The following is an 18,859-nucleotide window of genomic DNA, read 5'->3' as shown; positions in this document are numbered from 1 at the left end:
CACTATATTCAGGCTATCTGGATAGGGATAAGCCCGTTATACTGCTGTAATAATTCAGTGATTTGCCGCGCCGGGACCGGTCTACTGAAAAGAAAGCCTTGTCCGGTACTGCATTCACGTTGTAATAAAAATTCGACTTGTTCTTCGGTTTCAATACCTTCGGCAACCAACTGAAGATTTAAGTTACGTGCCAGACTAATAATGGTCTGCGTAATGGTTGCGTCATCTTCATTGTGCGGTAGATCTCTGACAAAAGAGCGATCTATTTTTAACGAAGTAACCGGAAAATTCTTCAAATATGAAAGCGAAGAATATCCCACACCAAAGTCATCTATAGCCAGCGACATTCCCTGTTCGCGTACCGAATGCATAAAGCGGGTATGGGACTGAATGTTTTCTATAAACACTTGCTCAGTTAGCTCTAGTTCTACTTTGTTTGGCGGTATTTGGGCTTCGTTCACCCGCTCCATAATATCGTCGACCAAATCAGCTAAGTGTAGCTGCTTCCCAGATATATTGATGGCAATGCTCAATTCGTCGAAGCCAAGTTCGTGCCATTGCTTTAATTGTAGAAAGGCTTCTTCCATCACGTATTCCGATATCGGAATAATGAGACCGGTATCTTCAGCCAGTGGAATAAACTCATCCGGAGGAATGATACTGCCATCGTCATCAACCCAGCGAACCAGAGCCTCTAAACCACTGATACGGCGGCTGCCGAGTTCAACTTTAGGTTGGTAATAAACCGTTAGTTGCTGCTTAGAAACAGCGTGGCGCAGCCGTTTAACCAATTCCAGTTTTTTGGTCAAGTCGCGGTGAATGGCTTTATCGTAAACTTTATAGGTATTGCGGCCATGTTCTTTTGCCTGATATAGCGCGGTGTCTGCGTTACGAATAAAGTATTCAGCGTTAAAATCGGCATCATCCGCGAAAGTGACACCAATAGAGGCACTAATAAAGAGTTCATAGACGTCCACGAAAAAGTGCGTGTCCAAAGCCTGGAGCATTTGCTCAGACAATTTGATAATACTTTCGCGACTATCAGGCTTTGCTATTGCCAATAAAAACTCGTCGCCGCCGGCTCGTGCCAGAACGCTGCCTTTAGGCGCTAATTTTGTAATGCGTCGCGCAACTCGGCGTAGCAATTCGTCACCAACCGTATGACCCAGCGCATCATTGACTTCTTTGAACCTATCTAAGTCGATAAACAATAAAGCGGCCTTTTTATGCGGTGATTCGGTTTCCAGCCACTCACCCAGAATGCGTTTTAATGCGTTTCGGTTTACAAGGCCAGTAAGAGAATCATGCTCGGCAAGATAAGCCATCTGCTTTTCAATGCGCTCGCGTTCATCAATTTCACTATAAAGTTCAATATTAGAATCGGCCAGTTGCTGTGCTTTAAAGCGGCTCTGACCTAAAATATAAAGGACAAAAGTGAGCATGCCGGTGACGAGTAAACCGGCGATTAACGCAGCTACTGAAATTCCACCACGGAGTTGCTCCAGATGATCAGCGGTTGGCCAGACCGAGAGCTCCCAGCTGTTTCCTACCAATTGTAGTGAATGAAAATGTGACCATTCATCGCGTAATGAGGTATCGCCGGCAAATTGATACAGTATGTCGTTGTCACTGCGTACGCTGAGTTGGAAACCTTCACTGATGTTACTGCGCACGACATTATTAAACAGGCTTTGCAGGCTTATTACAAACCCCAGAAAACCGTGGGTTTGTTCTTGCTCCACACGGACGAAAATAGCTATGTCGCTGCTAATACGTCCCAAATTTCCGGCGGCTCCCATCATTGCGTGACGGTTTCCTTCAGAAGCCTTTAGTTTTTCCAGCAATGGCGTTTTAGCGAAAGACGTTCCCAGTAGCTCGGGTTGTTCATTCTGAGGATAGATAAGCGCAATATCCAACTGGTCATTGAGCCAGGTAATGCCTTGTACATTTTGATAGTACAAAGTAACGATATCGGCGTTTTCCTTCCAGCGTTCCTCTATCGAAAGATCACTACGTTCCCACTCGCGCGCTAGCAATTCAGCGACAAATAAATGGGAAACCAGACTTTGCCTAATGTCGCGTTGTAAGTTGTAAGTTTCCGCTTCCAGGGCATCGTGGACAACTTGATTTTCCTGATAACGCAAATAGCTAAAAGCGGTAACAGTAATAACCAAACCAACAAGGGCTGCTATAACAGCCTGCCGTGATCCGTGCAGGAACATCATGGATTAACGCAACTCCTCTCTATCACGGAAGTAATCCAGTGCTTCTGGGTTTGCCAGAGCATCCGTGTTCTTCACGGGGTCGCCGTGAACCACATTACGTACCGCTAATTCGACTATCTTACCGCTTATAGTACGGGGTATGTCGTCAACCTGCAAAATTACAGCAGGTACGTGCCGTGGAGTTGCGTTAGCACGAATGGTTTTCGCAATGGTTTGACGAAGTTCGTCGTTAAGCTTTATACCGTCTCTGAGTTTTACAAAAAGAACGACGCGCTCGTCATCATCGTATTGCTGACCGACGGCAATACTTTCCAATACTTCATCAACCTTTTCTACCTGACGGTAAATTTCGGCAGTGCCAATACGTACGCCACCCGGGTTGAGAACGGCATCGGAACGACCGTAAATAATAACGCCATCGTGTTCGGTGAGCTCGGCAAAGTCACCATGTGCCCAGGTATTTTTAAAGCGGTCGAAATACGCACTGAAGTAACGTTCGCCATTCTCGTCGTTCCAGAAGCTTACGGGCATGCAGGGGAATGAGTTTTCGCAAACCAGCTCGCCTTTTTCGCCTTTAACCGGCTTTCCGTTCTCGTCATAAACGTTAACAGCTAAACCAAGACCCCGACATTGTAATTCTCCCCGGTAAACCGGCAGAATAGGGCAGCCAAGGGCAAAGCAGGAGACAATGTCAGTACCGCCTGATATCGATGAAAGACACAAGTCTTTTTTAATGTCGCGGTAAACGTAGTCAAAGCTTTCTGGAGGTAGCACCGAGCCCGTGGTTAAGATACTGCGCAGCTTTTCCAGTTTATGGCTTTCTCCCGGTTTAACGCCTTCTTTTTCAAGTGCGGCTAAATATTTGGCGCTGGTACCAAATACGGTAATACCTTCTTCGTCAGCCACGTCCCATAAAAACTCAGGTTTAGGTGCAAAAGGCGAACCGTCAAATAAGGTTAAGGTTGCGCCCACAGCCAGACCACTGACCAGCCAGTTCCACATCATCCAGCCGCAGGTGGTGAAGTAAAACAGATTATCGTCACGATCTAAATCGGTATGCAGACCGTGTTCTTTTAAGTGCTGCAATAAGGTACCACCTGTACCATGAACAATACACTTAGGTACGCCCGTAGTACCTGATGAAAACATGATATAGAGCGGGTCATTAAAGTTGCGTGGAGCGAAATCTATGTGGGTCTTTTCAGCGTCGCCAAAATCACTCCATGAAAACACTTTGTCGCCTTTTATGCGGTCTTTTTGCTGACTGAAATTAACTAATACCGTGGCTTCAATGCTTGGAATTTGTTTGATGATATCGGCGGTTTTGCTCTTTATGTTGAGGTTTTTGCCGTTATAAAAATAACCATCAACAGTGATCAGAACTTTAGGTTCTATTTGACCGAAACGATCAAGTACGCCCTGAACGCCAAAGTCCGGCGAGCAAGACGACCAGATAGCGCCGATACTGGTGGTTGCCAGCATACCAATTATGGTTTCTATGCAGTTAGGCATCATGGCGGCAACACGGTCACCGGCTTCAACTCCGCGTTGGCGTAAGCCTTCGGAAAAAGCGGCAACTTCGTGGTTGAGTTCAGCATAAGTTAACTGCTGGCGTGTGCCATTCTCACCGCGAAAAATTAAAGCAATATGGTCGTCTTTATGACGCAACAGGTTTTCGGCAAAATTCAGGCTGGCTTCAGGAAACCATTGAGCACCTGGCATTTTTTCTTTATCGGTAACAATGGTAGAGCCTTTTTCACCAATAACATCAAAGTAATCCCATACCATAGACCAGAAACTTTCATCGTTATCGACGGACCATTGATAAAGGTCGTGATAATTGGCCAGCGCTACGTTTTTATCTTTATTCACTTGTTGTAGAAAGTCTGTCATGCGGGCATTAGCAATGGTATCTGCTGACGGTTGCCATAAAGCTTCTGAAGTCATTTTAATCCTCTTATTTTGCTAATTAAGCTTTTGCCAATTCTGCTACTGCGACCTGAGAGCGGGGGCCATGCGCTAAATGCTGACAAATACCGGCTCCGGCCGCGATCAACTTGTTCAGGTCAATACCGGTTTTAATGCCCATACCATTTAACATGTAAACCACATCTTCGGTGGCAACATTGCCACTGGCGCCTTTAGCGTACGGGCAGCCACCCAGGCCAGCTACGGCTGAATCAATGGTAGCAACACCCAGTGGAAGGCAGGCTATGATATTGGCCAAAGCTTGTCCGTAGGTATTGTGAAAATGCAGCGCCAGCTTGTCCATGGGGACTTTCTCTGCAACGGCGGCAAGCATTTCCTGAGCTTTTAACGGCGTACCGACGCCTATGGTGTCGCCCAGCGATACTTCATAACAGCCCATTTGATACAAGGCTTCTGCAACTTTAACCACATTTCCTATCGGAACCTCACCCTGATAAGGGCAACCCAAAACGCAGGAAACGTAGCCTCTGACAGGAATGCCTTTTTCTTTAGCTGCGGCAATAACTGGCTTAAAACGCTCCAGCGACTCGTCGATACTGCAGTTAATGTTCTTTTGGGCAAAAGCTTCCGACGCTGCACCGAATACCGCTACCTCGTCCATGTTGGCTGCTACTGCCGCTTCAAAGCCCTTCAAATTTGGCGTTAAACCGGCGTAAGTGACTCCCAGGCGACGTTTAATCTGCTCCATAACAGCTGTGCTGTCGGCCATTTGAGGCACCCATTTGGGGCTGACAAAGCTGGCACTTTCAATATAAGAAACGCCGGCTTCTGCCAGCGCTTCAATTAAGGCAACTTTTGCATCAACAGAAACAGCAGTTTCATTTTGCAAGCCGTCACGAGGACCAACTTCGACGATTTTTATCTGTTCTGCAATAGCCATAGTCACTCCTGATTATTTATTATTCGGCTTCGCTCACTGCAAGCAGTTCATCGCCGTCACTGACCAAATCTCCTGCGGCGAAAAAGACGTCGGTGACTTCACCATCATGGCCAGCTTTAATGGTGTATTCCATTTTCATGGCTTCCATAATGACCAGTGGTTGATCTTTTTTGACTGTATCGCCTTTTTCAACCAGCACTTCCATAATGGTACCGTTCATTGGTGCAACGTGACCACCGTGCGCCGCTTCGTCCGACAGCGTATCAGTCACACGGTGTCGATGGAAAGTTATAGGGCCGTTATCGGTGAATACCGTAATTTGCTGGTCGTCGGCACTGACGTAGCGATGATAGCGCATACTACCGGCAGTCAGCGTAAGTTTGTCGTCGGTTAAAGACGCTTGCCATTGTACGCTTTCTTCATCAACTCGCTGCAGGAACTCTCCGTTAGCGGTTTCTATTAGTGAAATAGGGTAGGTTTCTTCGCCAAACTGCAGTGGAACCGTATGTGTCGCCGCTGAGTTCATTCTAAACGCGTTACCACTATGCCATGGAGAACTGCCACGTTGCTGTTGGCGCTGACAAATATCAAACAACGCCGCTTCGGTTGCAATTTGCTGATAATTTACCGAGCTATCGGGCAGCAGTTCTTCCTGATGTTGCTGGATAAATTCGGTTGTCAGGTTAGTTTTTACAAACTCCGGATGCGAGGCCAAACGATGCAAGAAGTCTACGTTAGTCGTTAACCCAGTTAAGCGGTATTCACGCAAAGCTTTTTGCAGACGCAGCAGGGCTCGGGTACGATCGGTGTCCCAGACAATCAGTTTCGCGATCATTGGGTCATAAAAAGCCGAAATCTCATCGCCTTCTTCAATGCCTGTATCAATACGAATACCGTTTTCTTCTGCCGGCGTACGTAAATGCTTAATGGTGCCAGTGCAGGGTAAGAAATCGTTGTCCGGGTCTTCGGCATAAATACGTGCTTCAAACGCGTGGCCGTTTACCTTTATGTCATTTTGTGCCAACGGCAATGGCTGACCGGAAGCGACCAGCAATTGCCATTCGACTAAGTCCTGGCCGGTGATCATTTCCGTAACCGGATGCTCAACCTGTAAGCGGGTGTTCATTTCCATGAAGTAGAATTCACCACTTTGGTCAAACAAAAACTCAACCGTACCGGCACCAACGTAGTCTATTGCCTGGGCTGCACGAATGGCGGCTTCGCCCATTTCAGTACGTGTTTTCTCGGTAAGTGCCGGAGCGGGCGCTTCTTCAAGCACCTTTTGGTGACGGCGCTGCACTGAACAATCGCGCTCAGCCAAATAAACAGCGTTACCGTGCTCATCGGTAAACACCTGAATTTCTACGTGGCGAGGGTTACGAATAAAACGCTCCATCAGCATTTTGTCGTTGCCGAAAGAGGACTTAGCTTCGCGTTTCGCGGAATTCAGAGCGTCATCGAATTCGCCCATGTTTTCTACTACACGCATGCCTTTACCACCGCCGCCGTACGCCGCTTTTAGTAGCAATGGAAAGCCAACTTTTTCAGCTTCGGCTTTTAGCGTTTCAATACCCTGTTCACTGCCGTGGTACCCCGGAACCAGAGGTACACCAGCGTCCTGCATAATGGATTTAGCCGCGCTCTTAGAGCCCATAGCGGCAATAGACGACACCGGCGGTCCCACAAAAATGATGTTGTTCAGCTGACATTGGTCAGCGAAGTCTTCGTTCTCTGAGAGAAAGCCATAACCCGGGTGAATGGCTTCAGCACCGGTTTGCTTAGCGGCGGCGATAATTTTATCGGCACGCAGATAACTGTCAGTGCTTGCTGCAGGACCAATGTGTACAGCCTGATCCGCCAATTTAACGTGGCGTGAGTTGCGGTCGGCATCGGAGAATACCGCTACGGTGCGAATTCCCATTTTCTTTGCTGTGGCAATAATACGACAGGCAATTTCACCACGGTTCGCAATCAATAATGTTTTGATCATAATGAGACCTGTTGTTAACTCTGTTTAAGCCAGGCGGCGGGGCGTTTTTCAAGAAACGCACTGAGTCCTTCCTGACCTTCGTCCGACACGCGAATTTCGGCAATGGCTTTAATGGTGTGTTCACGTACGCCTTTATCGATAGGGCGTGAACCGACATTGCGAATTAGTTGCTTACAGGCGTCTACCGCTTGTGGACTATTGGCTAGAAGCGCATCTAATAGTTTGTTTAACGGCTCTTCAAAGTTTTCTACAACTTCGTTGACTAAACCTAGCTCCTGCGCTTTGTCGGCAAAGAAACGCTCGGCGGTCAGCATATAGCGGCGTGATTGACGCTCACCAATAGTACGCACAACATAAGGGCTGATAACTGCCGGAATAAGCCCAATTTTGACTTCACTCAGACAGAAGCTGCTGCGCGGTTGCGCCAGGACTATGTCGCAGCATGCGGCAAGGCCTACGGCACCGCCGAAAGCGGCTCCCTGCACTAACGCGATACTGGGTTTACTGAGCAAATCCAGACGTTCCATTAAGAGCCCAAGCTCACCGGCGTCATCCACGTTTTGCTGATAGTTTTTATCGGCCATGGAGCGCATCCAATTCAAATCCGCACCAGCAGAAAAGTTTTTACCCTCTGAACGAAGCACCAGCACTCTCGCGCTGGTACTTTCTTCAACCTCTTTCAATGCCTGCAGTAGTTCCGCAATCATCACGTCGTCAAACGCGTTGTGAACGTCAGGCCGGTTTAATGTTAATGTCGCAACGCCCCGGTCGTTAATATCAAGCTTTGTGTATTTTGCCATTATCAATAACCTCCGATTACATGCGGAAGACGCCGAAGCGGCTGTCTTCAATCGGTGCATTCAATGAAGCGGCAAGGCTTAACGCCAGAACTTCGCGCGTTTGTGCAGGGTCAATAATACCGTCGTCCCACAAGCGCGCTGACGCATAATAAGGGTGGCCTTGCTTATCGTATTGCTCAACAATGGGCTTTTTCAATTCTTGTTCTTTTTCTTCGCTTAAGCTTTCGCCTTTGCGCGCCAGGTTGTCTTTGGTTACCTGCGCCATAACACCCGCGGCTTGTTCACCGCCCATAACTGAGATACGGGCATTTGGCCACATAAACATCATGGTAGGGTCGTAAGCACGGCCACACATGCCGTAGTTACCGGCGCCGTAGCTGCCACCGATTAACACGGTAAACTTAGGCACTTTGGCACAGGAAACCGCCATCACCATTTTCGCACCATGCTTAGCAATGCCTTCGGCTTCGTATTTTTTGCCGACCATAAAACCGGTAATATTTTGTAAGAACACCAGTGGAATTTTGCGTTGGGCACAAAGCTCAATAAAGTGGGCGCCTTTTTGTGCCGACTCAGAGAACAAAATACCATTATTAGCCACAATGCCTACCGGATAGCCATCAATGCGGGCAAAGCCTGTTACCAGCGTATTGCCGTAGTTGGCTTTAAATTCGTCAAAGTCCGAATCATCGACAATGCGCGCAATGACTTCGTGAACGTCATAAGGTTTACGTAGGTCGGTGCCGACAATGCCGTACAGCTCTTTTGCGTCGTAACGCGGAGGTTTGGCTGGTTGGCGGTCAAGCTTAGTAGGTTCACCGCGGTTAAGGCGGGCTACCGAGCGGCGTGCCAAGGCTAAAGCGTGTTCGTCGTTGTGAGCAAAGTGATCCGCAACACCGGAAATGCGTGTGTGCACGTCGGCGCCGCCAAGCTCTTCGGCTGAAACTTCTTCGCCAGTTGCTGCTTTAACTAACGGCGGACCCGCAAGGAAAATAGTGCCTTGCTCTTTGACAATAACGCTTTCGTCGGCCATTGCCGGTACGTAAGCGCCACCGGCAGTACACAATCCCATAACTACAGCAATTTGCGGAATGCCTTTGGCAGACATATTCGCCTGATTGAAAAAGATGCGACCAAAGTGCTCTTTGTCCGGGAATACTTCATCCTGACGGGGCAGGTTAGCGCCGCCGGAGTCCACCAGGTAAATACAGGGCAGGTGACAACGCTCGGCAATTTCCTGAGCACGCAAATGCTTTTTAACGGTCAGCGGATAATAGGTACCGCCTTTAACGGTGGCGTCGTTAGCGATGATCATGCACTCAGTGCCTTCAACCTGACCAATACCGGCAACCACACCAGCAGAAGGAACGTAGTCTTCGTAACATTCCCAGGCCGCAAACTGACCTATTTCCAGAAACGGTGAACCCGCGTCCAGTAGTTTATTAATACGGTCGCGGGGCAATAATTTACCCCGGGACAAATGGCGCTCCTGATACTTAGGGCCGCCACCTTGATGAATTTTTGCCGCTTTTTCCTGCAGGTCGTTAACGACGCTCTGCATAGACTCGCTGTTAGCCGCAAATTGTGCATCGCGGGTGTTGATTTTACTGGATAAAATCGCCACGGCGTTGCCTCCTTATTATTTGGATTCAGTGAACAGTTCGCGACCAATGAGCATACGGCGAATTTCTGACGTGCCAGCGCCAATTTCGTATAGCTTGGCGTCACGTAGCAGGCGTCCTGTGGGGTATTCGTTAATGTAGCCGTTACCGCCCAATAATTGAATAGCGTCCAGTGCTAGCTGAGTGGCCAATTCTGCGGCGTAGAGAATCGCTCCGGCGGCATCTTTACGAGTGGTCTCGCCACGGTCGCAAGATTGAGCCACGGCGTAAACGTAGGCACGCGCCGCATTGGTGCGAGTGTACATATCAGCAACTTTGCCCTGAATTAGCTGGAATTCGCCGATCTCTTTACCGAACTGTTTACGATCATGAATATAAGGTACGCAAGTATCAAGGCAGGCCTGCATAATGCCTAAAGGGCCCGCTGCAAGAACAGCGCGCTCGTAATCAAGGCCACTCATCAACACTTTAACGCCTTCGTTTAGCTCTCCCAGAATGTTTTCTTCGGGGACTTCGACATCTTCGAATACCAGTTCACAGGTATTTGAACCACGCATACCCAGTTTGTCGAGTTTTTGCGCCTGGCTGAACCCTGGTGTGTCTTTTTCAACGATAAAGGCCGTAATGCCCCGTGAGTTCTTTTCGGGTTCGGTTTTCGCGTAAATGACAAAGACATTAGCTTCCGGACCGTTAGTGATCCACATTTTATTGCCGTTCAGAATGTATTTGTCGCCTTTCTTCTCAGCACGCAGCTTCATACTGACTACATCAGAACCGGCATTCGGTTCACTCATAGCTAAAGCGCCAACGTGTTCACCGGTGCATAGTTTCGGTAAGTATTTTTTCTTCTGTTCTTCGTTACCATTACGGTGAATTTGGTTAACACAAAGGTTTGAATGGGCACCATAACTTAAGCCAACCGAGGCAGAAGCGCGGCTAATTTCTTCCATAGCAATAACATGTTCGAGGTAGCCCATGCCGGAACCACCATATTCTTCAGCAACGGTTAAGCCAAGCAGACCCATGTCGCCAAGTTTTTGCCATAAATCGCTGGGAAATTCATTTTTTTCATCAATTTCGGCGGCGCGTGGGGCTATTTCATCACGCGCGAAGGCATTAACCTGTTCACGGATCATATCGGCTGTTTCGCCGAGACCAAAGTTAAAGGTGGTATATTGACTGATCATAACGACTCCTGAGAATGAACTTCTGAAACTGACGACTGAATATTCTCGAGCTCGTCTTGGCAACGTTGCTCCAGACCACTGAGTTCGGTCAGTAACACATTAATATCTTCCATTTGTTGTTTAAGTGAGTGTTTTTTCTCACTGACCAGCTCAAGTACCTTTTCGAGCTGGGCCGCACTGCTATTATCCGCGTCGTAAAGTTCGAACAAACGACGGGTTTCGGCCAGTGAAAAACCGAGTCGTTTGCCGCGTAGAATCAGCTTTAAACGAACCCGGTCTTTGTTGGTATATATGCGCTGTTGCCCCTGGCGTCTGGGGGAAAGCAAGCCTTCGTCCTCATAAAAACGAATGCTACGGGTGGTAATGTCAAATTCTTTTGCCAGTTCGCCAATACTGTAGGTCACTTTATTGTTCATCGGTACTTGCTTTTTGGTTGTCCTAAGATCTAAGCTTAGAGGAAGTTTACGTTAACGTAAAGTGCATTTGGAGGAAAAATGTCGAGCGATTCAATCGTTATAGTAGCGGCCAACCGTACGCCAATGGGCGGTTTTCAGGGCAGCTTAAGTGAAGTTACTGCTCCCAATTTGGGCGCAACAGCTATAAAAGCGGCGCTGAGTAACAGCGGTTTAACAGCCGATGATATTTCAGAAGTTATCATGGGCAATGTGTTACCTGCCGGCTTAGGTCAGGCGCCGGCGCGTCAGGCAATGCTGCATGCCGATTTACCTCGCTCAACAGGCGCCACAACCATTAACAAAGTATGCGGCTCTGGCTTGAAAGCTGCAATGATGGCGCACGATTTAATTAAAGCGGGCTCTGCAGACGTGGTGCTGGCCGGTGGCATGGAAAGCATGTCGAATGCACCTTACATGCTGCCAAAAGGCCGCAGCGGTTATCGTATGGGGCACGGACAAGTGTTGGATCATATGATGCTGGACGGTCTGGAAGACGCCTACGAGCATAAAGCTATGGGGTGTTACGCACAGGACACTGCTGACGAATACGGTCTGGGCCGTGAAGCAATGGATGAGTTTGCCATTCATTCACTTACCAAAGCTCAGGCTGCTATTAAAGATGGCTTTTTTAAAGACGAAATCACCCCAGTTACATACTCTACTCGTAAAGGCGACGTCACTGTCGATACTGACGAGCAACCGGGTAAAGCGCGTCTGGACAAAATTCCTCAGTTGCGTGCGGCATTTAAAAAAGACGGCACCATTACCGCGGCTAATTCCAGTTCCATTTCTGATGGCGCAGCAGCACTCATTTTAATGCGTGAAAGCGATGCAAAGGCCAAAGGCCTGCGGCCGCTGGCGCGAGTTATGGGTCACACTACGCATTCTCAGGCGCCGTCTGAATTTACCGTTGCCCCAATTGGTGCAATGAACTCTTTGCTGAGTAAGCTGGACTGGACTAAAGACGACGTCGATTTATGGGAAATTAATGAAGCCTTTGCCATGGTTACCATGCTGGCTATTCAGCAAATGAAACTGGATCCGGAGAAAGTGAATGTGCATGGCGGAGCCTGTGCTTTAGGGCATCCCATTGGCGCAAGTGGGGCGCGGTTATTGGTTACTTTGCTGCATGCACTGAAACAAAAAGGCCAGAAACGGGGCATCACCTCACTGTGTATTGGTGGTGGAGAAGCCGTTGCTCTGGCCGTAGAAATGCTCTAAAGCGCTGGTTAGCGGGCGGGTTTAAGTTTGTTAACCCGTCCTGCCAGCCATACGGCAAGAATAATAATAAGAGCACCAATGCTTAAGCGGGTATAGTCGAAAGACTGTTCCCAAAACACGACATTAACCAAAATGCCCGCGGGAATTAACGCATTGTTCATGGTGGCCAGTTGCCCGGTATTGACTCGTTTTCCGGAAAGGTTCCAACCAAGGTAACCAAGGCCGGAGGCAACAATACCGAGCCATAATAAAATGCCCCATTGAAGATTGGTGGTCGGCATTTTGGTTAAGTCGCCAAATAATAAAACACCAAGGCCGGCAACGACGCTGGCACCAAAGAAAAAGGCAGCAAATTGCTGGCTTTGTTCTAAGGTTTTACCGGTGGGTAAACGTTTATAAGCAACTTGACCGGCAGCAAAGCACGCATTGGCTGCCTGAATTAAAAAGAAGCCGGTGATGAAGTCATCGGACAAGGGTTGATAGCGAATAATGGCGGCGCCGCATACCGATACCGCTGCGGCTATCCACCATAACAGCGGCAGATGCTTGCGGTTAAGTATCAGCTCGTCAATTAGCGTTATGTAGAGTGGTGTAAAAATAGTGAACAAAAGCACTTCGGCAACGCTCAAATACAAAAAGGCATGATAAAGAAACAAATACATAGCGCCAATTTGTACAGCGCCAATAATCGCTAGCTTAGCCAACTGAGATAGCTGACCATTTTGGGGCGACAGATGACGCCAGCGGAATAAGGGTAACACTGTTATCAGTGCTAAAATCATGCGAATAAAGACAACCAGATAACCATCAACTTGGCCCGCAAGGTAAACGCCAATTAGCGAAAAACTGGCGGCCCAAAGTAAAGTAATCAGAATTAAGAGGGTCACGTAAAAGGCTCACTTAACTAAATTTAGCTCATCAATAGATGACAAAATAACACAATAAGAAGGTGAATTATGTCTAAGAAAGTGCCTCTGTATATAGATGGCGAATTTGTCGCCTCGAAGTCAGAACAGTGGATTCCTGTCACCAACCCTGCTACTCAGGAAGTTATCGCTCAAGTGCCAGTTGCTACCCAGAGCGAAATGGACGCAGCGGTTGAGAGTGCCCGTGAAGCTTTTAAAACCTGGAAAGAAGTGCCTGTTTCTGAGCGTGCTCGAGTAATGATGCGCTATCAGGCCTTGTTAAAAGAACATCAGGAAGAAATTGCCGAGACTCTGGCGCAAGAAACCGGTAAAACTTTTGAAGATGCCAAAGGCGATGTCTGGCGTGGTATTGAAGTGGTTGAACACGCAGCGAATATTCCTTCGTTATTAATGGGCGAGACCGTTGAAAACGTTGCCCGTAAAATTGATTCTTATAGTTACACTCAGCCATTAGGTGTTTGCGCTGGTATTACGCCGTTTAACTTTCCGGCGATGATCCCACTGTGGATGTTCCCGCTGGCCATTGCTTGCGGTAATACCTTCATTCTGAAGCCTTCCGAGCAAGATCCTTTAACACCAACCCGTTTGGCTGAACTGTTCGAAGAAGCTGGCGCACCGAAAGGCGTACTGCAGGTATTGCATGGCAACAAAGAACAGGTCGACTTTCTGTTAGACCACCCCGACGTTCGCGCCTTGTCTTTTGTAGGCTCAGTGCCGGTTGCTGAATATATTTACCGCCGTGGTACGGAAAATGGTAAGCGTGTACAGGCCTTTGCCGGTGCAAAAAACCATTGCGTTATTATGCCTGACGCCAATAAACAGCAAGTCATCAACAATATGGTTGGCTCTTCTGTCGGTGCGGCGGGTCAACGTTGTATGGCTATTTCTGTCGCGGTATTTGTTGGCGCGGCAAAAGAGTGGATCCCTGAAATAGCGGAAGCTATTGCTAAGGTTCGTCCGGGCGCATGGAATGACGAAGGTGCCGCTTATGGCCCGGTTATTAGTCCACAAGCGAAAGAACGCGTTGAAGCTTTGATTACTCAAGGCGAAAAAGAAGGTGCTAAATTGCTGGTTGATGGTCGTAATTGCAAAGTTGACGGTCTGCCAAACGGTAACTGGGTTGGACCAACGGTCTTCTCTAACGTAACGCCGGATATGGAAATTTATAAAACGGAAATTTTCGGTCCGGTATTGTGCGCCACAGAAGTGGACAGCCTTGAAGACGCTTTGGAATTGGTTAACAACAACCCTTACGGTAATGGTACTTCTATCTTTACTGCAAGTGGTGCTGCGGCACGTAAATATCAGCACGAAGTTGAAGTGGGTCAGGTCGGTATCAACATTCCAATTCCGGTACCACTGCCGTTCTTCTCATTTACAGGCTGGAAGCGTTCATTCTTTGGTGACCTTCACGCTTATGGTAAGCAGGGCGTTCGTTTTTATAGTGAAACGAAGACCGTAACGGCGCGTTGGTTTGAGAGCGACCTTGAAGATCCAGCAGGTCCGAACATGTCAATTAACCTAAGATAATAGGGGATAACGATGAACTTCGAATTGACAGAAGACCAGCAAGCTTTTGTAGATACTGCCAAGGCCTTTGCCGACAAAGAGCTGGCGCCTAATGCGGCTAAGTGGGATGAAGAGCATTACTTCCCAGTTGAAGTGTTCCGTAAAGCCGGTGAAATGGGCTTTATGGGCATGTACACGCCGGAAGAGGCTGGCGGCTTCGGAATGAGCCGTCTGGACTCGGCGCTCATTTTTGAGCAGTTGGCGGGTGGTTGTACAGCCACCACAGCCATGATGACTATTCATAACATGGTTACCTGGATGATTGGTTCTTTCGGCCAACAGTCAGTGATTGACCAGTGGGTACCAGAGTTGGTAACCGGTGAGAAGCTTGGCTCTTACTGCCTGACTGAACCAGGCTCTGGTTCGGACGCTGCCAGCTTACGTACCAGTGCGAAAAAAGACGGCGACGAGTACGTTCTGAACGGCTCTAAGATGTTTATCTCCGGTGCCGGTGAAACTGACGTTTTAGTGGTTATGGCTCGTACTGGCGAAGACGGGCCTAAAGGCATTTCTGCCTTTGCTGTACCGGCGGACGCCAAAGGTGTTATTTACGGTAAAGCCGAAGATAAAATGGGCTGGAATGCCCAGCCAACCCGCTTGGTGACCTTTGAAGATGTTCGCATTCCGGCAGAAAACCTGCTGGGTAAAGAAGGCGAAGGCTTTAAGTTTGCCATGATGGGTTTAGACGGTGGACGCATTAACATTGCGGTGTGTTCTGTGGGTACCGCGCAGGCGGCATTAAATACTGCTAAAGCTTACATGCAGGAACGTACGCAGTTTGGTAAGCCGCTGGCGGCATTTCAGGCGTTACAGTTTAAGTTAGCCGATATGGCAACTGAGCTGGTTGCAGCCCGTCAAATGGTGCGTCTGGCAGCCAGTAAAGTCGATAACAACGACGCTGATAAAACTACCTATTGTGCTATGGCAAAACAGTTTGCGACCGATGTTGGTTTTAAAGTGTGTAACGACGCACTGCAGTTGCACGGTGGTTATGGCTACATTAAAGAGTATCCGTTAGAGCGCCATGTGCGTGATGTTCGTGTGCACCAGATCCTGGAAGGCACAAACGAAGTGATGCGCATGATTATTGGACGTCGCATTCTGGCGGATAACGATCGCGAAATCTTGTAAGGAGATTCCATGCAAGACGTTGTACTTTTTGAAGAACTGAACGCCGGTGACAAAGTCATCGGCGTTGCTACGTTAAATTCCGAGAAATCATTGAATGCCCTGAGTCTGGCGATGGCTGAAAAGCTGTTACCGCAGCTGAAAAAATGGGCAGAAGATGACAAAGTTGCTTGTGTCTGGTTGCAGGGTGCTGGTGAAAAAGCCTTTTGTGCCGGCGGTGACATTGTCGCCATGTATAAAGCTATGCAGGCAGAACCGGGCAAATTAGTGGAAGAAGTCGAAAACTTCTTCACGCAGGAATATCAACTGGACTACTTTATCCAGACCTTCCCTAAACCTCTTATTTGCTGGGGTGACGGCATTGTGATGGGCGGCGGTATGGGGCTGATGAATGGCGCCAGCCACCGTATTGTGACCGAACGTTCGTTACTGGCTATGCCGGAAGTGACTATTGGCTTGTACCCGGATGTTGGTGCGACCTACTTCCTTAATCGCATGCCACAAGGTTGCGGTTTGTTCTTAGGCATTACCGGCGCGACGATGAATGCGAACGATGCGCTGTATCTGAACCTGGCCGATCACTTTGTTGGTCATGAAAGCAAAGAAAGCATTCTGAATCAGCTGAAGGAAGTTCAGTGGGGCAATACCGAGGCTCTGAATAAACAAAAAGTGACGGACTTACTGAGTTCGGTTGCTAGTAGTGACACCACATCTTTGCCGAATCCACAGGTTGAGCCGCATCAGTCGTTGATTACTAAGTTAACCACAGGCAATGATATCGGTGAAATTGCTGAACGTATTGTCAGTGACGAAACCGATGATAAATGGCTGGCGCGTGCACGGAAGAACTTGGCCAATGGTTGTCCATTTACATCGCACCTGGTCTGGAACCAGTTGCAGCAAGGCTCTGACTTGTCTTTGGCTGACTGTTTCCGTTTAGAGCTAACCTTGTCCTGTAACTGTGCGGTTCGTGGTGATTTTGCGGAAGGTATTCGGGCACTGCTGATTGATAAAGATAAGAATCCCCAATGGCAGCATAGCTCGGTAGCCGAAGTACCAGCGGAAGAGGTTGATGCATTCTTTTTACCGCCCTGGGGCGAGCGAACGCATCCACTAGCCGATCTTGATAAATAAAACGAATTAACAAGAAGGAGTGCCTGTATGGCAACCGTAGGATTTATTGGACTGGGTAACATGGGCGGCCCTATGGCCAGCAACCTGGCAAAAGCCGGCCACAAGGTTAAGGCTTTTGACTTATCGGAAGAAGCGCTTAAAGCGATAGTTGCTGACGGTGCACAGGCCGCGAAAACAGCAGCTGAGGCAGTTGATGGAGCTGAATTTGTGGTTTCTATGTTGCCTGCAGACCATCACGTAAAAGGCGTTTACCTTGGTGACGACGGCCTAATCAACAAGCTGAATAAAGATCAGTTGGTCATTGACTGCAGTACCATTTCTTCTGAAACCGCTATGTATGTGGGTGAACAACTAGAGAAAGCAGGTATTGCCTTTATCGACGCTCCGGTTTCTGGTGGTGTGGGTGGCGCGAAAGCCGGCACCTTAACCTTTATTTGCGGCGGCACAGAAACCAATGTGGACCGGGCTCGCACTGTGCTTAACGACATGGGGAAAAACGTTTTCCGTGCCGGTGATGTCGGTGCCGGGCAGATTGCAAAAATTTGCAACAACATGCTGTTGTCAGTGTTAATGGTGGGTACTTCAGAGGCTCTGCAATTAGGTAAGGCTAACGGGCTGGACCCGAAAGTTTTATCGGAAATTATGCTGGCAAGCTCAGGTAGCAACTGGACTTTACAAGTATATAATCCGTGCCCTGGAGTAATGGATAACGTGCCTTCAAGTAATGACTATCAAGGTGGCTTCCTGGTTGACCTAATGGCCAAAGATTTAGGCCTGGCGCAACAAACCGCATTAGAAAGTGGTGCTGCAACGCCTATGGGTTCGTTGACTCGCAACCTTTATCACAGCTGGTCTGAACAAGGCCATGGGCGGCAGGACTTTTCCAGTATTTTTAATTATGTGGCACCTAAGTCACAGAAGTAACCTAAGAATTGGGGATACACATGCAAATTAAAGACAGTGTTATTGTTATTACCGGTGGTGCCCAGGGGCTGGGCCTTGCAATGGCTGAAGATTTCGCCAGACAAGGTGCCAAACTTGCGCTTATCGATATTAACGGTGACGTATTAGGTGAAGCTCAGGAGCAATGTGAAAAGCTGGGTGCAGCCAAAGTGGTTGGTTATGAAGTTGATATTACCGACGAAGAATCGGTAGAAACCGTGTTTGAACAAATACAGCAAGAATTTGATGGCATTGATGTGTTGGTAAACAACGCCGGTCTACTACGTGACGGCCTGCTGATAAAATTCAAAGACGGCGAACTGAAACAGAAAATGCCATTACAGCAGTTCCAGTCAGTACTGGATGTGAACTTAACCGGTACCTTCTTGTGCGGACGTGAAGCCGCAGCGCAGATGGTAAAAGCTGGTAAGAAAGGCGTTATCATTAATATTTCCAGCGTCGCGCGTGCTGGCAACATGGGACAGACTAACTATTCCGCAACGAAAGCCGGTGTGGTTGCCATGACAGTCACCTGGGCTCGTGAATTAGGTCGCTACGGCATTCGCTGTGGTGCCATTGCACCGGGCTTTATCGAAACTCCAATGACGGCACAGATGAAACCTGAAGCGGTTGATCGTGCGTTGTCTATGGTCCCGCTAAAACGCTGGGGCCAGCCCAATGAAATAGCTCACAGTGCTCGCTACATTATTGAAAATGACTTCTTCAGCGGCCGTGTGGTCGAAATTGACGGTGGCGTCCGGTTGTAAGTCACATTAGATAAAGTAATGATA

Annotated in this window: 15 protein-coding genes; 6 read left to right on the top strand and 9 right to left on the bottom strand. The window is 48.3% G+C overall.

What is annotated here, in order from left to right; genetic code table 11:
- Positions 1-8 precede the first annotated feature (8 nt).
- The 8 genes from ACN0RF_RS04270 to ACN0RF_RS04235 are packed head-to-tail and all read right to left on the bottom strand — an operon-like array spanning position 9 to position 11,109.
- Entirely contained in the window at positions 9-2,225 is a 2,217-nt protein-coding gene (locus ACN0RF_RS04270; protein WP_417438167.1) for a putative bifunctional diguanylate cyclase/phosphodiesterase, read from the bottom strand.
- Between the two features lie 3 nt (positions 2,226-2,228).
- Positions 2,229-4,172 carry an acetoacetate--CoA ligase gene (locus ACN0RF_RS04265; RefSeq protein ID WP_417438166.1) on the bottom strand — a complete coding sequence of 648 codons (1,944 nt, stop codon included), beginning with the start codon at positions 4,170-4,172 and terminating at the stop codon, positions 2,229-2,231.
- 22 nt (positions 4,173-4,194) lie between these two features.
- Positions 4,195-5,094, bottom strand: coding sequence for a hydroxymethylglutaryl-CoA lyase (locus tag ACN0RF_RS04260; RefSeq protein ID WP_417438165.1), 900 nt, complete (start codon positions 5,092-5,094; stop codon positions 4,195-4,197).
- Positions 5,095-5,113: 19 nt separating this feature from the next.
- Entirely contained in the window at positions 5,114-7,084 is a 1,971-nt protein-coding gene (locus ACN0RF_RS04255; RefSeq protein WP_417438164.1) for an acetyl/propionyl/methylcrotonyl-CoA carboxylase subunit alpha, read from the bottom strand.
- A 14-nt stretch (positions 7,085-7,098) separates the two neighbouring features.
- Positions 7,099-7,884, bottom strand: coding sequence for an enoyl-CoA hydratase-related protein (locus ACN0RF_RS04250; protein WP_417438163.1), 786 nt, complete (start codon positions 7,882-7,884; stop codon positions 7,099-7,101).
- A gap of 16 nt (positions 7,885-7,900) precedes the next feature.
- Positions 7,901-9,508 carry a carboxyl transferase domain-containing protein gene (locus ACN0RF_RS04245; RefSeq protein WP_034820366.1) on the bottom strand — a complete coding sequence of 536 codons (1,608 nt, stop codon included), beginning with the start codon at positions 9,506-9,508 and terminating at the stop codon, positions 7,901-7,903.
- A 15-nt stretch (positions 9,509-9,523) separates the two neighbouring features.
- Positions 9,524-10,693: an isovaleryl-CoA dehydrogenase gene (locus tag ACN0RF_RS04240; protein ID WP_417438162.1), complete on the bottom strand. Its 1,170-nt coding sequence runs from the start codon at positions 10,691-10,693 to the stop codon at positions 9,524-9,526.
- Positions 10,690-11,109, bottom strand: coding sequence for a MerR family transcriptional regulator (locus tag ACN0RF_RS04235; RefSeq protein WP_011234124.1), 420 nt, complete (start codon positions 11,107-11,109; stop codon positions 10,690-10,692). The genes ACN0RF_RS04240 and ACN0RF_RS04235 overlap by 4 nt, the downstream gene beginning before the upstream one ends.
- Positions 11,110-11,187: 78 nt before the next feature.
- Between ACN0RF_RS04235 and ACN0RF_RS04230 the strand changes: the two genes are divergently transcribed.
- Positions 11,188-12,369, top strand: a complete 1,182-nt coding sequence (locus ACN0RF_RS04230) for an acetyl-CoA C-acyltransferase (RefSeq protein ID WP_417438161.1) — start codon at positions 11,188-11,190, stop codon at positions 12,367-12,369.
- Between the two features lie 8 nt (positions 12,370-12,377).
- On the opposite strand, the gene ACN0RF_RS04225 is transcribed toward ACN0RF_RS04230, so the two are convergent.
- A complete protein-coding gene (locus ACN0RF_RS04225; protein ID WP_034820374.1) occupies positions 12,378-13,256 on the bottom strand; it encodes an EamA family transporter in 879 nt (292 codons plus the stop codon).
- A 69-nt stretch (positions 13,257-13,325) separates the two neighbouring features.
- Here ACN0RF_RS04225 and ACN0RF_RS04220 point away from each other — a divergent pair, with 69 nt between their 5' ends.
- Genes ACN0RF_RS04220 through ACN0RF_RS04200 form a run of 5 tightly spaced genes read left to right on the top strand, consistent with a single transcriptional unit; the run spans position 13,326 to position 18,835 of the window.
- The gene (locus tag ACN0RF_RS04220) at positions 13,326-14,825 is read left to right on the top strand and encodes a CoA-acylating methylmalonate-semialdehyde dehydrogenase (protein WP_011234121.1); all 1,500 of its coding nucleotides are present in this window, start codon (positions 13,326-13,328) and stop codon (positions 14,823-14,825) included.
- A gap of 12 nt (positions 14,826-14,837) precedes the next feature.
- Positions 14,838-15,995, top strand: a complete 1,158-nt coding sequence (locus ACN0RF_RS04215; protein WP_110012549.1) for an acyl-CoA dehydrogenase family protein — start codon at positions 14,838-14,840, stop codon at positions 15,993-15,995.
- A gap of 9 nt (positions 15,996-16,004) precedes the next feature.
- Positions 16,005-17,126 carry an enoyl-CoA hydratase/isomerase family protein gene (locus ACN0RF_RS04210; RefSeq protein WP_417438160.1) on the top strand — a complete coding sequence of 374 codons (1,122 nt, stop codon included), beginning with the start codon at positions 16,005-16,007 and terminating at the stop codon, positions 17,124-17,126.
- A 27-nt stretch (positions 17,127-17,153) separates the two neighbouring features.
- Positions 17,154-18,050 carry a 3-hydroxyisobutyrate dehydrogenase gene (gene mmsB, locus ACN0RF_RS04205; protein WP_417438159.1) on the top strand — a complete coding sequence of 299 codons (897 nt, stop codon included), beginning with the start codon at positions 17,154-17,156 and terminating at the stop codon, positions 18,048-18,050.
- A gap of 20 nt (positions 18,051-18,070) precedes the next feature.
- On the top strand, positions 18,071-18,835 hold the full coding sequence (locus ACN0RF_RS04200; RefSeq protein WP_011234117.1) for an SDR family oxidoreductase: 765 nt from the start codon (positions 18,071-18,073) through the stop codon (positions 18,833-18,835).
- Positions 18,836-18,859 lie beyond the last annotated feature (24 nt).

It is taken from the genome of Idiomarina sp. (genome assembly GCF_048260185.1).
Lineage (GTDB): Bacteria > Pseudomonadota > Gammaproteobacteria > Enterobacterales > Alteromonadaceae > Idiomarina.
The sequence above is the reverse complement of the archived record's forward strand: the minus strand, read 5'-3'. Positions and strand labels throughout refer to the sequence as shown.

What these genes read in the sequence shown, in the direction of transcription:
- ACN0RF_RS04270 (WP_417438167.1), bottom strand. Translation starts at nt 2,225, where the DNA reads ATGATGTTCCTGCACGGATCACGGCAGGCTGTTATAGCAGCCCTTGTT.
- ACN0RF_RS04265 (WP_417438166.1), bottom strand. Translation starts at nt 4,172, where the DNA reads ATGACTTCAGAAGCTTTATGGCAACCGTCAGCAGATACCATTGCTAAT.
- ACN0RF_RS04260 (WP_417438165.1), bottom strand. Translation starts at nt 5,094, where the DNA reads ATGGCTATTGCAGAACAGATAAAAATCGTCGAAGTTGGTCCTCGTGAC.
- ACN0RF_RS04255 (WP_417438164.1), bottom strand. Translation starts at nt 7,084, where the DNA reads ATGATCAAAACATTATTGATTGCGAACCGTGGTGAAATTGCCTGTCGT.
- ACN0RF_RS04250 (WP_417438163.1), bottom strand. Translation starts at nt 7,884, where the DNA reads ATGGCAAAATACACAAAGCTTGATATTAACGACCGGGGCGTTGCGACA.
- ACN0RF_RS04240 (WP_417438162.1), bottom strand. Translation starts at nt 10,693, where the DNA reads ATGATCAGTCAATATACCACCTTTAACTTTGGTCTCGGCGAAACAGCC.
- ACN0RF_RS04235 (WP_011234124.1), bottom strand. Translation starts at nt 11,109, where the DNA reads ATGAACAATAAAGTGACCTACAGTATTGGCGAACTGGCAAAAGAATTT.
- ACN0RF_RS04230 (WP_417438161.1), top strand. Translation starts at nt 11,188, where the DNA reads ATGTCGAGCGATTCAATCGTTATAGTAGCGGCCAACCGTACGCCAATG.
- ACN0RF_RS04220 (WP_011234121.1), top strand. Translation starts at nt 13,326, where the DNA reads ATGTCTAAGAAAGTGCCTCTGTATATAGATGGCGAATTTGTCGCCTCG.
- ACN0RF_RS04215 (WP_110012549.1), top strand. Translation starts at nt 14,838, where the DNA reads ATGAACTTCGAATTGACAGAAGACCAGCAAGCTTTTGTAGATACTGCC.
- ACN0RF_RS04210 (WP_417438160.1), top strand. Translation starts at nt 16,005, where the DNA reads ATGCAAGACGTTGTACTTTTTGAAGAACTGAACGCCGGTGACAAAGTC.
- mmsB (WP_417438159.1), top strand. Translation starts at nt 17,154, where the DNA reads ATGGCAACCGTAGGATTTATTGGACTGGGTAACATGGGCGGCCCTATG.
- ACN0RF_RS04200 (WP_011234117.1), top strand. Translation starts at nt 18,071, where the DNA reads ATGCAAATTAAAGACAGTGTTATTGTTATTACCGGTGGTGCCCAGGGG.